Raw genomic sequence first — 15,424 nt, 5'->3', positions numbered from 1 at the left:
GAATCCCGAAATTACGTTGCCGGACTCAATCCGTATTACATTTTTTCTGTATCAATTGTTAAAAAAAAGCCCGACGCGAAGGTCGGGCACTAGTTGATATGTTGCTGAAAGCTAGGAATTCCCATACAGGTTCGATTCGCCTCCATCAATGGCAATCGTCTGCCCATTCACATACTGGCATTCATCGCTCAGTAAGAAAGCTACAAGATGACCCACTTCTTCCGGTTTTCCCAAACGGCGTGTCGGGTTTCGCTGTGCATATTCTTTTTCAGCGGCTGCAGGATCAGATGGATTTACCTGTTTGAAAGCTCCGGCGACCATTGGTGTCAGGATGGCTCCGGGAGCAATGGCATTGGTGAAAATATTGTCTTTTCCGTATTCGATGGCGGCATTTTTGGTCATTCCGGAAACGGCGTGCTTACTCGCGACATACGGCATTTGGTTCACGACACCGCGAATTCCCCCGACAGATGCTACGTTGACGATTTTACCACCACCGTTTTTCTGCATCACCGGAATGATGTACCGAAGTCCGTAATAAACACCAAGCAAATTGATATCGATGACTTTTTTGAAAACGTCAATGTCGTATTCCACAAGCGGAGCCTGCTTCCCTTCAATTCCGGCGTTGTTGTAAAAACCGTCAATCGTCCCGAATTCGGCTACCGTTTTATCCACGTAATTTTTAACGGCTTCTTCGTTGGATGTATCGGCTACGATAGTCAGTACTTTTGAATCGGGAGCGATGGCTTTCAATTCGGCTTTGGCATCTTCGAGCGCCTTCTCGTTATAATCTACAAGTGAGAGATTTCCGCCTTTTTGGGCTATTACTTTTGCGGTTGCCAATCCCAGACCCATCCCGGCTCCGGTAATTACGACAGTCTTTCCTTTAAATGAACTCATGATAATTATTTTTAATTTTCATAAAGTTCCGAAGCAGGAAATGCCGGCTCTGTTAACCATCGGTTAATTAACGGGAATTGGTTTCAGGTGAAAAAAACAAATGCGAATTTTTACAGATTTGTTTTAAAAAAGTTATTTTCAGTGAGAATGTGCGCCGGTTTTAGAAATAGACGCGGATAAAAGGCATCCATGGTTCGGCATACACGGCTTTGTCGGAATCGTGTAGCACGTTGTATCGTAGTCCGATCGTTACGTTTTGTGTGCGGAAACCGGCTCCAAAAAACAATCCGGTACTCCAGAAATCGTCATGTATCTTTCCATCTGAATACGTATCAAAAGTAGTGTTGACACGAAGCTGTTCGAGTTCGACCGATAACTGGATTTGAGGAATCGGCTGGGCAAGACCAATTATACTTCCGCCATAGATCCATGATTCATATTCTCTTACAAGAGCGCTGTATCTTTTATACTGAACGAAACTTCCGTTCAATCCGACACCTGCCGAAAAATATTGGTTGAAGTTGTAGATGGCACCTGGCGCGAGGGTTATATCTGTATATCCGGATCCGAAACTCGCACCTATTCCGCCACCAATCTGAACATGATTCCAAAAGTCAGAACGCGCTTTGGGCAGATCATTTCCCTGAGCGTGGATTTTAAAAGAAGTGCTAATAGACAACACCATAAAAAATAAGGCACAAACGATTTTTTGGAACTCAGTTTTCATAGCATTCGACATGTATTTCTAATTGGCATAAAAGTATCCAAAAACGTATAGTTATTCCACTAAGAGTCGTACTTTTGCAAAACATTTTCAACAATTAAGTTGTTTTTACGAAAATTATGGATAGGTTTTCATTCCTGAACGCGGCCCACACCGAATTTTTTGCTGATCTCTACGACCAATACCTAGAAAATCCCGATAGCGTTGAACCCAGCTGGAGAAGTTTTTTCCAGGGCTATGATTTTGGCGCCAGTGCTTACGGCGGAACAAGTCCGGTAGAGCAAATGGCTTCTGCCGCGATCAGCGACCAGGATTTCAGCAAGATTTCAGATAAGCTCCAAAAGGAATTCAATGTTTTAAAGCTGATCGACGGATACCGTACACGTGGGCACTTGTTCACCAAAACGAATCCGGTACGCGAAAGAAGGGTCTTTACACCTTCGCTTGATCTTTCGAATTTCGGTCTGTCAGATTCAGATTTGCAGACTACTTTCGATGCGGCAAAGGTCATGTACCTCGAGCCATCGACGCTTGAAGAAATCCTCAAGCACCTCAATAGAATTTACTGCGCGTCAATAGGCGTGGAATACATGTACATCCGTGATCCGGAAGTGCGTGGCTGGATCCAGGAAAAGATCGGGGTCAATGACAACCGCCCGAAGTTTTCACCGGAACAGAAAAAACACATTCTTTCAAAACTCAACGAGGCCGTTTCTTTCGAGAACTTCCTCCATACCAAATACGTCGGCCAGAAGCGTTTCTCGCTTGAAGGTGGCGAATCATTGATTCCCGCTCTTGATGCCTTGATAGAATCGGCTGCCGAAAAAGGCGTCGAGCAGTTCGTCATGGGAATGGCACACCGCGGGCGTTTGAACGTGCTGGCCAATATCTTCGGCAAAAACACCCAGGATATTTTCTCTGAATTCGACGGAAAAGATTACGATGATGATGCGTTGTTCGACGGCGATGTGAAATACCACCTCGGATTGACGTCTGACAGAAGAACCGAATCCGGCAAGAGCATAAATCTCAATCTCGCCCCGAATCCATCGCATTTGGAAACGGTCGGAGGCGTGATCGAAGGCATCACACGTGCCAAACAGGATCGTTACTTTCCGAACGATGCTTCCAAAGTATTGCCAATCGCAGTCCATGGTGACGCGGCGGTTGCCGGACAAGGCATCGTTTACGAAATTGTCCAGATGGCCAAACTCGACGGATATAAAACCGCGGGAACCATTCATATCGTTATCAACAACCAGGTAGGATTTACCACAAATTACCTTGATGCGCGTTCGTCTACTTATTGTACCGATATCGCAAAAGTGACGTTGTCGCCTGTGCTTCACGTGAATGCTGACGATGCGGAAGCTGTCGTCCACGCTATGTTGTTCGCTCTCGATTACAGAATGAAATTCGGTGGAGACGTTTTCATCGATTTGCTCGGATACAGAAAATACGGCCACAACGAAGGTGACGAACCTCGTTTTACCCAACCAAAACTGTATAAAATTCTAGCGAAGCATCAAAACCCACGTGATATTTACGCGGCTCAATTGCTGGCTGACGGCATCATCGACAACACATTCGTCAAAGGCCTCGAAGACACATACAAAGCATTGCTTGAGGAAAACCTCGAAGCATCGCGTAAAAAAGACCTGACCATCATTACGCCTTTCATGCAAAACGAATGGCAGGATTACAAAGTCCAGGCAGGGCAAAAGCAAATGCTTGAACCCGTAGAAACGACTTTCGCTGCGGATAAATTGGCTGAAATTGCCAAGCATATCACGGAATTGCCTGCGGACAAAAAATTCATCAGCAAAATCACCAAGCTCATCAACGACCGCAAAAGCATGTGGGAAAGCGACAAGCTCGATTGGGCCATGGGTGAATTGCTCGCTTACGGAACGCTGCTCACAGAAGGTTATGATGTACGTATCTCAGGACAAGACGTTGAACGCGGAACATTTTCGCACCGTCACGCCGTGGTGAAAGTAGAAGATTCAGAAGAAGAAGTCATCCTGCTTCAAACCCTCAAAGAACAAAAAGGCAAGTTCAATATCTTCAACTCGCTTTTGTCTGAATACGGAGTTGTCGCTTTCGATTACGGCTACGCTTTGGCAAGTCCAAAAACGCTTACAATCTGGGAAGCGCAATTCGGGGATTTCTCGAACGGTGCCCAAATCATGATCGACCAGTATATTTCTGCGGCCGAAGACAAATGGAACAACCAGAACGGACTCGTCATGCTGCTTCCTCACGGATATGAAGGCCAGGGTGCCGAACACTCGTCTGCGCGTATGGAACGTTACCTGCAAATGTGCGCGAACGAGAATATGTTCGTCGCCGATTGTACCACGCCGGCCAATATCTATCACTTGTTGCGCCGCCAGATGAAGACAAATTTCCGCAAGCCGCTTATCGTGTTTACGCCAAAAAGCTTATTGCGTCATCCGCTTGTGGTTTCTACAAAAGATGAACTCGCCAACGGCAAATTCCAGGAAACCATAGACGATGCTTTCGTGAACAAAGCCGATGTCAAGACACTGGTTTTCTGTACCGGAAAATTTTATTACGATTTACTTGCCGAAAGGGAAAACAACGGTCGCAAAGATGTCGCATTCGTCCGCATCGAGCAATTGTTCCCGCTTCCGGTGGATCAACTCAAGGATATTATCGCTTCTTACCCGAATGCCACCGATTACGTGTGGGCCCAGGAAGAACCGAGAAACATGGGTGCTTACAGCTATATGCTGATGAATTTCGACCTGGTCAAATTGCGTGTGGCTTCATTGAAAGCTTACAGTGCACCGGCCGCCGGAAGTTACGCGCGCTCGAAAAAACGCCATGCTGCAGCGATTGCAATGGTGTTTGACAAAGATTTGTTTAATTAAGGTTAGGAGCCGCGAGCCTGCTGCCCGTTTCACCCGAGCGCAGCGAACGGACCGAACACAAATAAAAAAGTGTTAGCTTGTGAGGTAATCTTTTCCCGCGAAAGAACGCGGCAAAAGGATTTACACTCGCATCAGGGCTAGGCCTCAGACAAAACAGAACCAATAGTATTACCATATAAATTCTATATCGATGATTTTAGAAATGAAAGTGCCTTCGCCGGGCGAATCGATCACCGAAGTTGAGATCGCGACCTGGTTAGTAAAAGACGGAGATTACGTTGAAAAAGATCAGGCTATCGCTGAGGTCGATTCTGATAAAGCCACACTTGAGCTTCCAGCAGAAGCCGCCGGTGTCATTACTCTCAAAGCCGAAGAAGGCGACGCGGTAAAAGTCGGTCAGGTAGTTTGCCTTATCGATACTGATGCTGCCAAGCCAGACGGTTCTGCAGCACCAGCAGCAGAAAAGAAGGAAGAAGCCCCAAAGGCTGAAGCGCCTAAAAAAGAAGAACCAAAGAAGGAAGAACCAAAGGCTGCTCCAGCTGCGACTTCTTACGCTTCAGGAACGCCATCGCCTGCGGCCAAGAAAATCCTCGACGAGAAAAATATCGATGCATCTACCGTTTCCGGAACCGGAAAAGACGGGCGCATCACTAAAGACGACGCTGTAAACGCAGTTCCGTCAATGGGAACGCCAACAGGTGGAAACCGTTCGTCCCAACGTACCAAACTTTCCATGTTGCGTCGTAAAGTCGCTGAAAGATTGGTTGCTGCGAAAAACGAAACGGCCATGCTTACGACTTTCAACGAAGTCAACATGACACCAATCAACAACGTCCGCAACGAGTTCAAAGATGCGTTCAAAGCAAAACACGGAGGTGTAAGTCTGGGCTATATGTCGTTCTTCACCAAAGCCGTGACGCGTGCGCTGCAATTGTTCCCCGATGTCAATTCAATGATAGACGGCGACCAGAAAGTAACCTATGATTTCGCCGATATATCTATCGCTGTTTCAGGCCCAAAAGGACTTATGGTTCCGGTTGTCAGAAATGCCGAAGCTTTGTCTTTCCGTGGTGTAGAAGCTGAAATCAAACGTCTGGCTTTACGTGCGCGCGACGGTCAAATCACCGTAGACGATATGACCGGAGGAACGTTCACCATTACAAACGGTGGTGTGTTTGGGTCTATGTTATCGACTCCAATCATCAATCCGCCACAATCGGGAATCCTTGGAATGCACAACATTATCGAGCGTCCGATTGCCGTGAACGGCCAGGTTGAAATCCACCCTATGATGTATGTGGCTTTGTCTTACGATCACCGCATCATAGACGGACGCGAATCTGTAGGTTTCCTTGTAGCCGTAAAAGAAGGCCTGGAAAATCCGGTTGAGTTGCTTATGAACGGAGACGCTAAAAAAGCACTCGAGCTCTAATCACGTATTTCCATTTTTAGTTTTATAGAAAGAAAAATCCCGCTGACTTCTGAAGCGGGATTTTTTGATTTTAGGAAATTGCTGAGGTTTTATTCCTGAGCCGCATTAATTGCCGATACAAGTTGGGCTTCGGTTCCTGTTACGGTTTCAGATAATGATATGGTAACAATATCGCCTTCCGAAATAGTTACTGGCTTAATCGCGTATCTGTAATTGCCATTGTCTTCTGAAATAAAAATGACATGGCATGCCAGTCCAACAGGAACCTGGCCGTAATGCTCAGAAAAATATCCATCTGTTGTGTAATGATCCAGATTTGCCAATGCGCTGCCTTCTCCATCATAAGATAAATAGACAGAACAGTTCTGGTTGTTATAAATTTCAGGCACATCTACAAGGATTGTAGTTTTAGGGCCAGTAAAAGAATAGAATCGGTCGCAGTTTACCCATCCGAAATCCTGAAGGAAGGCAAAATAGAAGCTTCCTTCATTGTTCAGGAAATTCCCCTGCGGAGTTGGAACGATAGGATTCCAGATGACATCGGGCGTTGCTAAAGTATCGGATTCGACAGCATTCCACAGCGTCATATCTTGATCAACACCGCCCGATAGATTTGCGGGAACCACTATATTGATGCCGCAGGAAACGTCAACTTTCTGCCCATCTTTATACACTCCTATAAAAAATTCCCCGCCCGATACCAACATGGCCAAATCACCGTCTGCATTTACTCCGCGTGTCGTTTTATTGGTGACTGCCATATCGCCTCCATCGAAAATCTCGACAAAGTCCAGATCGAGGTTTCCTGTAACAGATGCTCCATTCAGGGTCAGGCAACTTGTGTTAATGGTTATAGTGACGCCTTTCTCCGAAGTCACCGTTACAGAAGTGCCGTTTGCCACAAAATCAAAATGTTGTGTCCTTGATTCAAGAGCAGTTTGCCTTAAGGCGTTGAAACTGGCAACTGTTGGAATATTTGGAGAAACTGCTGTGGCATCATCGTCACCACAACCAACAAAAATGGCCGACAAACCAAAAAGAGCGGTCGCGGCCATTAAACGGATTGAATTCGCAAAAGCGTATACATCGTACTTTTTCATAGCAATTATTTTATTGATTCCTTTTGAGGACGCTTTGGCTTTATAAAGGTTGCGCCGAAAAAAGAAATCAATAAAATTAATGGCCGGAAACGAAGTCGGTCAGTTCGTCCGTACTGGAACTGTACGTGAAAATATCGTTGATCTTGTAGTAAGATTGTGGATCGATGCAACGGCTGTACGCGAATTTGGCAAAGTCGAGTTTTGATTCCTCAAACGTAAAAGTCTTGCAGACTTGTTTTATTTGTTCAGATGACAGGCAGTTCGATCCTGCAATCTGTTTGGCCATTTTCAACTTTGAATCTTCGAATTTCTGTTGGTTCAAAGATGAAATCGCACCATTGAAATCTGTTGGTTTCATGCCTCTGTTCCTGGAACAATCTGCGGTGGACTCAACAGTTTCGTATCCGCCGGATGTTGTAGTTGTCGTAGTTGTGGTATGTGTTTCGACCATTGCCGGTTCCGAAATATTTACGTTGATCCCAACGCCCATTCCCTGGACATTCATATTCGTGTTGATCGTAGGAGCGTTGTTGTTGATTATCGTGGTGCTTTGTGTGACCACTTGCGGCTGACCGTAATGAATGACTTTTACATTAGACGGTGGAATGAAATCCGGACGGACGGCCGTCTCTGAAAAATAAGACAACTTCATTTTTTTAGAGTTGTTCTTGTCGCGTTTGATTTTGTAAGTGACATCTTTATAAATATCGTCTACGTCTGTAATCTGGATGGTTTTGGAAAGTTCCGTCTTGTTGGCATCGGCAAAAACGATACGGGCATTGTAGTACGGCTGATTCAGTTCTTCTACCCTAAGATTGGTTTGAGGGGCATCATTTATGGTTTCCCCGTTGAGGATAAGGGTAAACTTGTCGCCGTCTTCACTAAAAATAGTCAGGTGACCATAATTCTGGGCCGAAGCCGATAGTGCCATTATAAAGGTACAGGCAAAAAAGAAAAGTTTGTTCATAAAGTTTGGTTTTGGTTATCGGTCAAAAAATCGACCGCGCGAAGTTAGCAAAGTTCGAACCACTTGTAAAAATAGAGCAAAAAAAATCCCGCTACTTTTCAGCAACGGGACCTGAGGTAAAAAAAGTGCAGTTTATTGTTTCACGAAGCGGACGGTTTTGACTGTGTCGTTCGTTGTGATTTTAGCAAAATAGACACCGTTTGAAAGTTGCGAAATGCCAATTTCGGTTTCAGTGGCTCCAACATTTTTGGACAAAATAACTTTTCCGGTAATATCTATTATATCTATAGATTTGATGTTCGATCCGGCAACGTTAAGATTGTGTTTCGCAGGATTCGGATAAATGCGGAGCGACTGTGAATCGTGATCTGCAACACCTAATTCCGTCACGAATTCGGTTGCTACAGTATTGGTAACGATTGCCGGATTCGTGTCGAAATAAATGGAAGCAGTATTGTTCACGATATCTCCAATGGCGTAACCCGGTTTGAGTTTGACCGTAAATTGTACGCTTCCTTTTCCAATTTGTGTGTTTTCTTCAGACGGCGGCAACATGATGTTGTTGAAAGCGAATTCGAGAGCATTTCCTTCGCGGTACATCTGCACATTATGTGTAGCACCGATTAATCGGACTGATGTTTCGTCGAGTTTGTTGTCCAGTTCATCCGTAAGACGAATGTTCATGGCGTTGCCGTTTCCGGTGTTTTCAAAGTTGAGTGTATAATTGAGCGTGTCATCTGCGGCAAATCCATCGAATACGATTTGAGGCCCGTGTGTTTCAGACTTTGAATTCGGATCGAAAGAACCCGAAACGATCTTTGTCAGAAAAGCTTCGTTGTTATCTGTAATCGTTTCATTTGACATAACCGTTACCGATGCAGAAAAATGTAACGGTTGGCCCAAATCTACAGTCGGGATTCCCGGCGTGTCATAGTAAAAATACACGACTTCTGTTTCCATAGGCTGAAGCAGCATTGAAACGACTGCCGTATTTCCTGTAATCGTGGTTCCTGTTCCTCCGTCAACATTGGCGATTGATACAAGTGGATCTGCTGTATATGTCAGATAAACAGGCTGTACCATTAGACTTTCGTTTCTGACAATGGCATAGGAATAAGATTGGAAACCAGGCACGGCATTGTTTCCGTAAAGCCATACACTCAAATCGACACAATCAGACGGATCCAGAGGGAATCCGAGATTGACGATTCCATTCGGATCAATCGACAGATTGCTGTAAACGGTATCTGATGTAAACCCGCTACCACATGTGATTCCCGGCTCAAAATGCACGGAATAAACATTTGAAGGAGTAGTGTCATAAAGTGTGAATTCACCTGTATACGCCTGGACGGTCACAGGCTCTTCGTTGTTTTGCTGATACACGAAAGATCCGTATGGAACCAACGGTTCACCGCTGTCGAGTTGGTTGTTTGCGTTGGTATCTGCGTAGGCATAAAAATGGAAGCCTGTAGGAATTGGCAATGTTACGTTGAAAAAGGCTTTGCTATATACTTGCCCCAACGGAGATATCCCTGTTATAGGTTCCCAGTCATTGGCCGAACCATCAAGAATATCCTGTTCCGTAATCATATAAAAACCAGGTACAACAACTGTGGAGTTTGCTGGAATCACATCTATAGGGGAGAATTGGATGATTCCGCTGCCGCCCATAACATTCGTGATATCACATTCAGAAAAATTGGTCAGTGAGATTTGGCATACCACCATATCGCCCAAGTCTACGATTCCATTCGAGTTGGCATCTAAATATTCTGCCTGTGTGTCAGATCCGATGATTTGCATCCACGGAATATCAACCTGTACAAAAGGGGATACACAACCGGAAGCACTTACCACACGAATCCGGTATTGATAACCTTCTGAATCCAGCGGAACCGAAGTGGTTGATCCGCTGCCGGTAAACGTGTAAGCACCATCATTTGCAGCGTAAAACGGATACGGATCTACAATAATGGTCCAGTTTCCTGCAGGAAGATCGGATACTGTAGCCATGCCAGGCGAGTTGCACGTTGCCGGAGCAAAGTTCAATGTTGGTGCCGCCTGGTTACAGGTTGTGATTGTAACGGCAGCCATAGAAGTATTCGCGCCCTGGCTTATTTGATAATAAACCGTGTAAGTTCCCGGTAATACGAAAGTTTGTACGTAAACCGCTCCGTTATTAGGGCTGATGTTGATGCCGGGTATCGTGTTCAGATCTATAATGGAAACGTTCTGGATCGTGGCCGGTTGTCCGTTGAAGGTATCGTTGGCCAGGACAGAGAAGTAGCTGCCATCACTATTAATGATTGCCGAATACTGCAGGATGTTGGCCGGTGGAGGTGTGTCGGCATTAGCCACCACTTGCGCCCATGAGGAAGCAGCAGCGCAAAATGCAAGTAACAAAAAGAAGTAATTTTTTTTCATTGGTTAAAAGTTTGAAAAGACTCTATTGAAACAGAGATATACCCCAATACCCTAAGTGCAAAAAAAAATCCCGCTGTTGGCGGGATTTTAAACTGGATTTTTTTTTAATAACGAATATCGAAAACACCGTTAGTGACCGAAATTTCAGTCTCGCCATTCTGGGAAATCATATTTCCGTTAAAGGAGCCTACCAAATGGTTTCCTGAGTTCGACGAAACTGTAATAGTAAAGCCGCCGCCATTGTATCCATAGTATGTTGTTCCGTTTAAAGTGTAGCTGACGTTGTATATCGCGTCGGCTCCAAGATCACCTTCATCTGTGTAGAAAGAAAGAACTTCGGTACCGTTTGAATTGCTCGCGGCAACTTGTAGTTCGGTGTAAGCCGGGTAACTTCCTTCAGCCGGATAATCCTCTTGGGTCACTGCTACCGTAGTGTACGTTTTGGCAACCCCATCGACAGACAGGTTAACTGAACTGCTTCCGACTCCGGATCCGCTGTCGTCGCTCGAACAAGACGTAAGGGAAAGTCCTGCAACAGTCAGGAACAAAAATAATTTTTTCATTTTGTTTAAGTTTTGAATTAGTGAGCGGCAAAAATAGAGGTATTTTTAAAGTATGCAAGGTATAAAGACTATTTTCATAATAGATTCTCTCATTCCTGTTGGGTTATCATACTGCGGTTTTTTAATGATGGATGTCAAACGTCCCGTCGGTGATTGTAATTTCGGTATCTCCGTTTCCGCTTACCATGGTTCCGTTGAAAGTTCCCTTGAGGTAATTTGGCGAATTTTCGGTGATATTCAGTACAAAACCACCGCCGGAATTGTCGCCGTAATATATGGTTCCGTCGTAGGTGTAACTGATATCATAAGCGGCTTCCAAACCTGTTTCGCCTTGTGGGGTACTAAAGAAAAAGACTTCGGTGGCCGTGACATTTTGTACCGTGGCAGAAAGTTCAATATATGCAGGTTCGCCTCCTTCGGCCGGGATGTTTTGTGAATCTACATCGGCACTCGTGTAGGTTTTGGCCACGCCGTCTACGGTAAGCTCGATAATCGTATTCCGGTGCTCCGAATCGCTGCTGTCATTCGAACATGACGAAAGTACAAGGCCCGAAAAAGCTATCGACAAAAATAGTTGTCTCATTGTGGTTTTATTTTGGGTTAGTGAGAAGACAAAAATGCTATTTATTTCAGATAATTCAAATACAGCGTTTTAGTGGCGTAATCGATTATGGCGTTTCCATTTATAAGTACGTCGGCACCTATTATTCCGCGCACTTTCTTGACCTTGTGCTGTTCGAGTGCGGCGTTCACATGCGACAGGTCGAATACCACAAGATTGAAATCAGGATTTTTCCACCGACCTATTTTAAGGACATTTTTACCAGATACCATCGTAAGCATATCGATTGCTCCGGCACCGGCGGCTTTGGTCTTCGAATCTTTTGTCTTTAGTCCGAAATATTCAGCCTGGTCAAAACCAACACAACTGTTCGAAGCGCCCGTATCCAATATAAAATCACCCTTGCTGCCGTTAATGGTGGCCGATATTAACAAATGACTTGTTTTTGTAATCCGGAATCTTGTTTTTTGATACGACTTTGTATTGAGAATTAATTGGGGTTCGTTTTTCATAACCCAAATTAAGGCATTTTGGGCCGAATCTGTCGTTTCGGAGTTCGTAACTTTGCGTAAAATCCAGAAAATGATCTTTACCGATACACATACGCATTTGTACAGCGAGGAATTTGCAAACGACAGGAATGATATGATACAACGCGCCATCGCAGCCGGCGTGACCCGTTTTTTTGTCCCGTCGATTGATTCCGGGTGTACTAACGCTATGTACCAACTTGAAGCTGCGTATCCGGACAATGTGTTCCTCATGATGGGGCTTCATCCGGTTTACGTCAAGCCTGAAAGCTGGGAAAAGGAGCTTGATTTTGTCGAATCGGAACTCAAACGAAGGAAATTCTGTGCGGTGGGTGAAATCGGCATCGATCTGTATTGGGATAAATCGACTTTAGGAATACAACAGCAGGCTTTCCGCAGACAGATACAACTCGCAAAGCACTATCATCTGCCCATTAACATTCATTGCCGTGAAGCCTTCGATGAGATTTTCGAAGTGCTTGAAAGTGAAAAATCAGATGATCTTTTTGGTATCTTCCATTGTTTCACCGGAAATTTCGAACAGGCACAACAAGCCATTTCATATAACATGAAACTCGGAATTGGCGGTGTCACGACATTCAAAAACGGAAAAATCGATACTTTTTTGAAAGACATCCCATTGGAACATATTGTACTTGAAACAGATGCGCCTTATCTGGCTCCGGTTCCCTATCGCGGTAAGCGCAATGAAAGCGCTTATGTGGTTTTGGTGGCCGAAAAACTGGCATCGATTTACGGTTGTCCGGTTGCAGAAATCGCTGAAAAAACAACGCTCAATTCACGTAAAGTTTACGGTATTTGACAATTGATGTTCGGCGAAATCCAATAAATTTTCGTTCTTTTGTCAATAAACAAGGCAGTATGTCAAAGTTCGATGCGATCAGGCCGTATTATGATGCTGAGGTCAATGAGGCACTAAAATCGGTAGTAAATCACCCCATGATGAAGGCCTTGATGAACTTTACCTTTCCCGCGTTGAAAGATGAAGAATGGCAGGCCCAATTACTCCGGACACATTCCATCCGGGATTTCCAGTGCAATTTTATTTATCAGGCCATACAACAGGTTCTCAAACGCAGTTCGGACGGTATCACGACTTCTGGTTTTGAAACCCTGGAACAGAACACCGCTTATCTGTTCATTTCGAACCACCGCGATATCATCCTTGATACTTCGCTGCTCAACTGTGCGCTTTTCGATCACGGGTTGGTCATGACCACATCTGCCATTGGAGATAATTTAGTCCAGAAATCATTTTTGCAGGTCTTGTCCCGAATGAATCGGAATTTCCTGGTCCAGCGTTCATTGCCGCCCCGTGAAATGCTCGAAAGTTCAAAGCTGATGTCCGAATTCATTGCCAGATCCCTGCGCCGTGAAAACCGGTCAGTGTGGATTGCGCAGCGCGAAGGCCGGACCAAAGACGGAAACGACCAGACGCAACAAGGTGTTTTGAAGATGCTCGCAAAAGGATCTACTGAAGACAACCTGATGGATTTTTTCCGAAAGATTAAAATAGTTCCCGTAAGTATTTCGTACGAATATGATCCGACTGACGTATTGAAAATGCCGCGATTGCTGGCCGAAGCCAACGACGAAATCTACATCAAAGAAAAAAACGAAGATTTCCAGACACTGATTTCCGGTGTCATAGGTCAGAAAAAGCATATCCATTTACATATCGGCAAACAACTGACAACTGAAATCGACGAGATAGAAGCCAATTACGACAACGACAACAAACGCATACAGGCATTGGCCCAGGTACTTGACGAGGCCATCATTTCCGGATATAAATTATGGCCGACGAATTTCATCGCTTATGATTTGCTGCACAACACCGACACATTCAGCAACAGGTATTCAGAAGACGAAAAGCAATTGTTCGAACGCCGTCTCGAGATGCGCATAGACGAGGATAATCCGGTTGCGTTCCAGGGCTTTTTAGCCATGTATGCCAATCCGGTCATCAACAAAATGAAATATGCAGCAGTCGTCTAAACCCAAAATCCTGCTGATTTACACAGGCGGTACTATTGGGATGGTTAAAGATTTCAAGACCGGCGTACTAAAAGCGTTCAACTTTACCAAACTGCTCGAGAGCATTCCCGAGCTCAATTTGCTGGATTGCCAAATCGAAACCATTTCATTCGACAAGCCGATAGATTCTTCGAACATGAATCCGTCGCGTTGGATCGAGCTCGCCGATATCATCGAAAAGCAATACGATTCCTGCGATGGTTTTGTGATTTTGCATGGATCGGATACCATGAGCTATTCGGCATCGGCACTCAGTTTCATGCTGGAGAACCTCAACAAGCCGGTGGTGTTTACGGGTTCGCAGCTTCCGATTGGCGACTTGCGTACGGATGCCAAAGAAAACCTGATCACGGCCATCCAGATCGCTTCCTTAAAACAAAAAGGCAAACCGATTTTTACCGAAGTCTGCCTGTATTTCGAATATAAACTCTACCGCGGCAACCGCACGTCAAAAATCAATGCGGAACATTTCAATGCATTCGCGTCACCCAATTTTCCGCCATTGGCAGAATCTGGCGTGCATCTCAAAGTCAATAAAGAATTGATCCAGGCCAAACGCAATTCAAAGCCGCTTATCGTGCATCGCAAACTCGAAACGAATGTAATGGTGCTCAAACTTTTTCCGGGAATGAACCAGTCTGTCTTATCGGCCGTTTTGCAAATCCCGAATCTGCGCGGACTTATCATCGAAACTTACGGATCCGGAAATGCACCAACTGAAGCCTGGTTCATAGATGCGCTCGAATCGGCCATAAAAAAAGGCTTGCCCATCGTGAATGTGACCCAGTGTTCGGGCGGAAGCGTGCAGATGGGGAATTATGAAACGAGCACACATTTAAAGGAAATCGGTGTGATTTCAGGTAAAGATTTGACTACTGAAGCGGCCGTCACAAAACTCATGTACCTACTTGGTGAAGGCGTTTCGATTCCTGTTTTCCGGACCATTTATGAAACAGGTTTACGAGGCGAATTGTCTTAGGTTGGACTATTGGATTGTTGGATTTTTAGATTGTTGGAAAATCAAACTCATTTCGGCTCTCATTCATCATTCTGTCATTCATCATTCGACTTACTTAAAAACAACACCGGCCGCACCTAAATGCAGCCGTTGTCAGATTTTGGAAATATAAGGAGCGGGCAAGCCGACGAATGTTTTTTGTTGAGGTAAAATTAGCCATCACGTGTCTCCATATTTTATATTTAAAACCGATTTTTTTGCAGCGTTTCATTTCGATTCCAATTTCATTCAGAATTGATGCCT

13 protein-coding genes are annotated in these 15,424 nt (G+C 44.8%); 5 read left to right on the top strand and 8 right to left on the bottom strand.

Annotation, left to right across the window (positions count from 1 at the left end; genetic code table 11):
• Positions 1-111: 111 nt before the first annotated feature.
• Complete coding sequence (locus G6047_RS11615) at positions 112-903, bottom strand: glucose 1-dehydrogenase (RefSeq protein WP_169527783.1); 792 nt, start codon at positions 901-903, stop codon at positions 112-114.
• A 160-nt stretch (positions 904-1,063) separates the two neighbouring features.
• On the bottom strand, positions 1,064-1,630 hold the full coding sequence (locus tag G6047_RS11610) for a hypothetical protein (protein ID WP_169527782.1): 567 nt from the start codon (positions 1,628-1,630) through the stop codon (positions 1,064-1,066).
• Positions 1,631-1,746: 116 nt separating this feature from the next.
• Here G6047_RS11610 and G6047_RS11605 point away from each other — a divergent pair, with 116 nt between their 5' ends.
• Both G6047_RS11605 and odhB read left to right on the top strand, forming a co-directional pair.
• Positions 1,747-4,524, top strand: coding sequence for a 2-oxoglutarate dehydrogenase E1 component (locus G6047_RS11605; RefSeq protein WP_169527781.1), 2,778 nt, complete (start codon positions 1,747-1,749; stop codon positions 4,522-4,524).
• A gap of 190 nt (positions 4,525-4,714) precedes the next feature.
• The gene (gene odhB / locus G6047_RS11600) at positions 4,715-5,956 is read left to right on the top strand and encodes a 2-oxoglutarate dehydrogenase complex dihydrolipoyllysine-residue succinyltransferase (protein WP_169527780.1); all 1,242 of its coding nucleotides are present in this window, start codon (positions 4,715-4,717) and stop codon (positions 5,954-5,956) included.
• Positions 5,957-6,045: 89 nt separating this feature from the next.
• Here odhB and G6047_RS11595 read toward each other — a convergent pair whose 3' ends face one another.
• The 6 genes from G6047_RS11595 to G6047_RS11570 form a co-directional block, all read right to left on the bottom strand.
• A complete protein-coding gene (locus tag G6047_RS11595) occupies positions 6,046-7,056 on the bottom strand; it encodes a hypothetical protein (RefSeq protein ID WP_169527779.1) in 1,011 nt (336 codons plus the stop codon).
• 76 nt (positions 7,057-7,132) lie between these two features.
• Positions 7,133-8,023, bottom strand: a complete 891-nt coding sequence (locus tag G6047_RS11590) for a DUF4476 domain-containing protein (RefSeq protein WP_169527778.1) — start codon at positions 8,021-8,023, stop codon at positions 7,133-7,135.
• A gap of 132 nt (positions 8,024-8,155) precedes the next feature.
• On the bottom strand, positions 8,156-10,450 hold the full coding sequence (locus G6047_RS11585; protein ID WP_169527777.1) for a T9SS type A sorting domain-containing protein: 2,295 nt from the start codon (positions 10,448-10,450) through the stop codon (positions 8,156-8,158).
• 104 nt (positions 10,451-10,554) lie between these two features.
• A complete protein-coding gene (locus tag G6047_RS11580) occupies positions 10,555-11,013 on the bottom strand; it encodes a hypothetical protein (RefSeq protein ID WP_169527776.1) in 459 nt (152 codons plus the stop codon).
• Between the two features lie 121 nt (positions 11,014-11,134).
• On the bottom strand, positions 11,135-11,596 hold the full coding sequence (locus G6047_RS11575) for a hypothetical protein (protein ID WP_169527775.1): 462 nt from the start codon (positions 11,594-11,596) through the stop codon (positions 11,135-11,137).
• Positions 11,597-11,637: 41 nt separating this feature from the next.
• Positions 11,638-12,087: a retropepsin-like aspartic protease gene (locus tag G6047_RS11570; RefSeq protein ID WP_169527774.1), complete on the bottom strand. Its 450-nt coding sequence runs from the start codon at positions 12,085-12,087 to the stop codon at positions 11,638-11,640.
• A gap of 70 nt (positions 12,088-12,157) precedes the next feature.
• Here G6047_RS11570 and G6047_RS11565 point away from each other — a divergent pair, with 70 nt between their 5' ends.
• From G6047_RS11565 to G6047_RS11555, 3 genes are read left to right on the top strand one after another with little or no spacing between them, the layout of a single operon-like run.
• A complete protein-coding gene (locus G6047_RS11565) occupies positions 12,158-12,928 on the top strand; it encodes a TatD family hydrolase (protein ID WP_169527773.1) in 771 nt (256 codons plus the stop codon).
• Positions 12,929-12,987: 59 nt separating this feature from the next.
• The gene (locus G6047_RS11560) at positions 12,988-14,124 is read left to right on the top strand and encodes a 1-acyl-sn-glycerol-3-phosphate acyltransferase (RefSeq protein ID WP_169527772.1); all 1,137 of its coding nucleotides are present in this window, start codon (positions 12,988-12,990) and stop codon (positions 14,122-14,124) included.
• Complete coding sequence (locus tag G6047_RS11555) at positions 14,108-15,142, top strand: asparaginase (protein ID WP_169527771.1); 1,035 nt, start codon at positions 14,108-14,110, stop codon at positions 15,140-15,142. Before G6047_RS11560 ends, G6047_RS11555 begins: the two co-directional genes overlap by 17 nt.
• Positions 15,143-15,424 lie beyond the last annotated feature (282 nt).

Source organism: Flavobacterium silvaticum, from assembly GCF_012911565.1.
Classification (GTDB): domain Bacteria; phylum Bacteroidota; class Bacteroidia; order Flavobacteriales; family Flavobacteriaceae; genus Flavobacterium; species Flavobacterium silvaticum.
The sequence above is the reverse complement of the archived record's forward strand: the minus strand, read 5'-3'. Positions and strand labels throughout refer to the sequence as shown.

Bases quoted from the DNA above. Each gene is read 5' to 3' on its own strand.
- G6047_RS11615 (WP_169527783.1), bottom strand. From the start codon at position 903: ATGAGTTCATTTAAAGGAAAGACTGTCGTAATTACCGGAGCCGGGATG.
- G6047_RS11610 (WP_169527782.1), bottom strand. From the start codon at position 1,630: ATGAAAACTGAGTTCCAAAAAATCGTTTGTGCCTTATTTTTTATGGTG.
- G6047_RS11605 (WP_169527781.1), top strand. From the start codon at position 1,747: ATGGATAGGTTTTCATTCCTGAACGCGGCCCACACCGAATTTTTTGCT.
- odhB (WP_169527780.1), top strand. From the start codon at position 4,715: ATGATTTTAGAAATGAAAGTGCCTTCGCCGGGCGAATCGATCACCGAA.
- G6047_RS11595 (WP_169527779.1), bottom strand. From the start codon at position 7,056: ATGAAAAAGTACGATGTATACGCTTTTGCGAATTCAATCCGTTTAATG.
- G6047_RS11590 (WP_169527778.1), bottom strand. From the start codon at position 8,023: ATGAACAAACTTTTCTTTTTTGCCTGTACCTTTATAATGGCACTATCG.
- G6047_RS11585 (WP_169527777.1), bottom strand. From the start codon at position 10,450: ATGAAAAAAAATTACTTCTTTTTGTTACTTGCATTTTGCGCTGCTGCT.
- G6047_RS11580 (WP_169527776.1), bottom strand. From the start codon at position 11,013: ATGAAAAAATTATTTTTGTTCCTGACTGTTGCAGGACTTTCCCTTACG.
- G6047_RS11575 (WP_169527775.1), bottom strand. From the start codon at position 11,596: ATGAGACAACTATTTTTGTCGATAGCTTTTTCGGGCCTTGTACTTTCG.
- G6047_RS11570 (WP_169527774.1), bottom strand. From the start codon at position 12,087: ATGAAAAACGAACCCCAATTAATTCTCAATACAAAGTCGTATCAAAAA.
- G6047_RS11565 (WP_169527773.1), top strand. From the start codon at position 12,158: ATGATCTTTACCGATACACATACGCATTTGTACAGCGAGGAATTTGCA.
- G6047_RS11560 (WP_169527772.1), top strand. From the start codon at position 12,988: ATGTCAAAGTTCGATGCGATCAGGCCGTATTATGATGCTGAGGTCAAT.
- G6047_RS11555 (WP_169527771.1), top strand. From the start codon at position 14,108: ATGCAGCAGTCGTCTAAACCCAAAATCCTGCTGATTTACACAGGCGGT.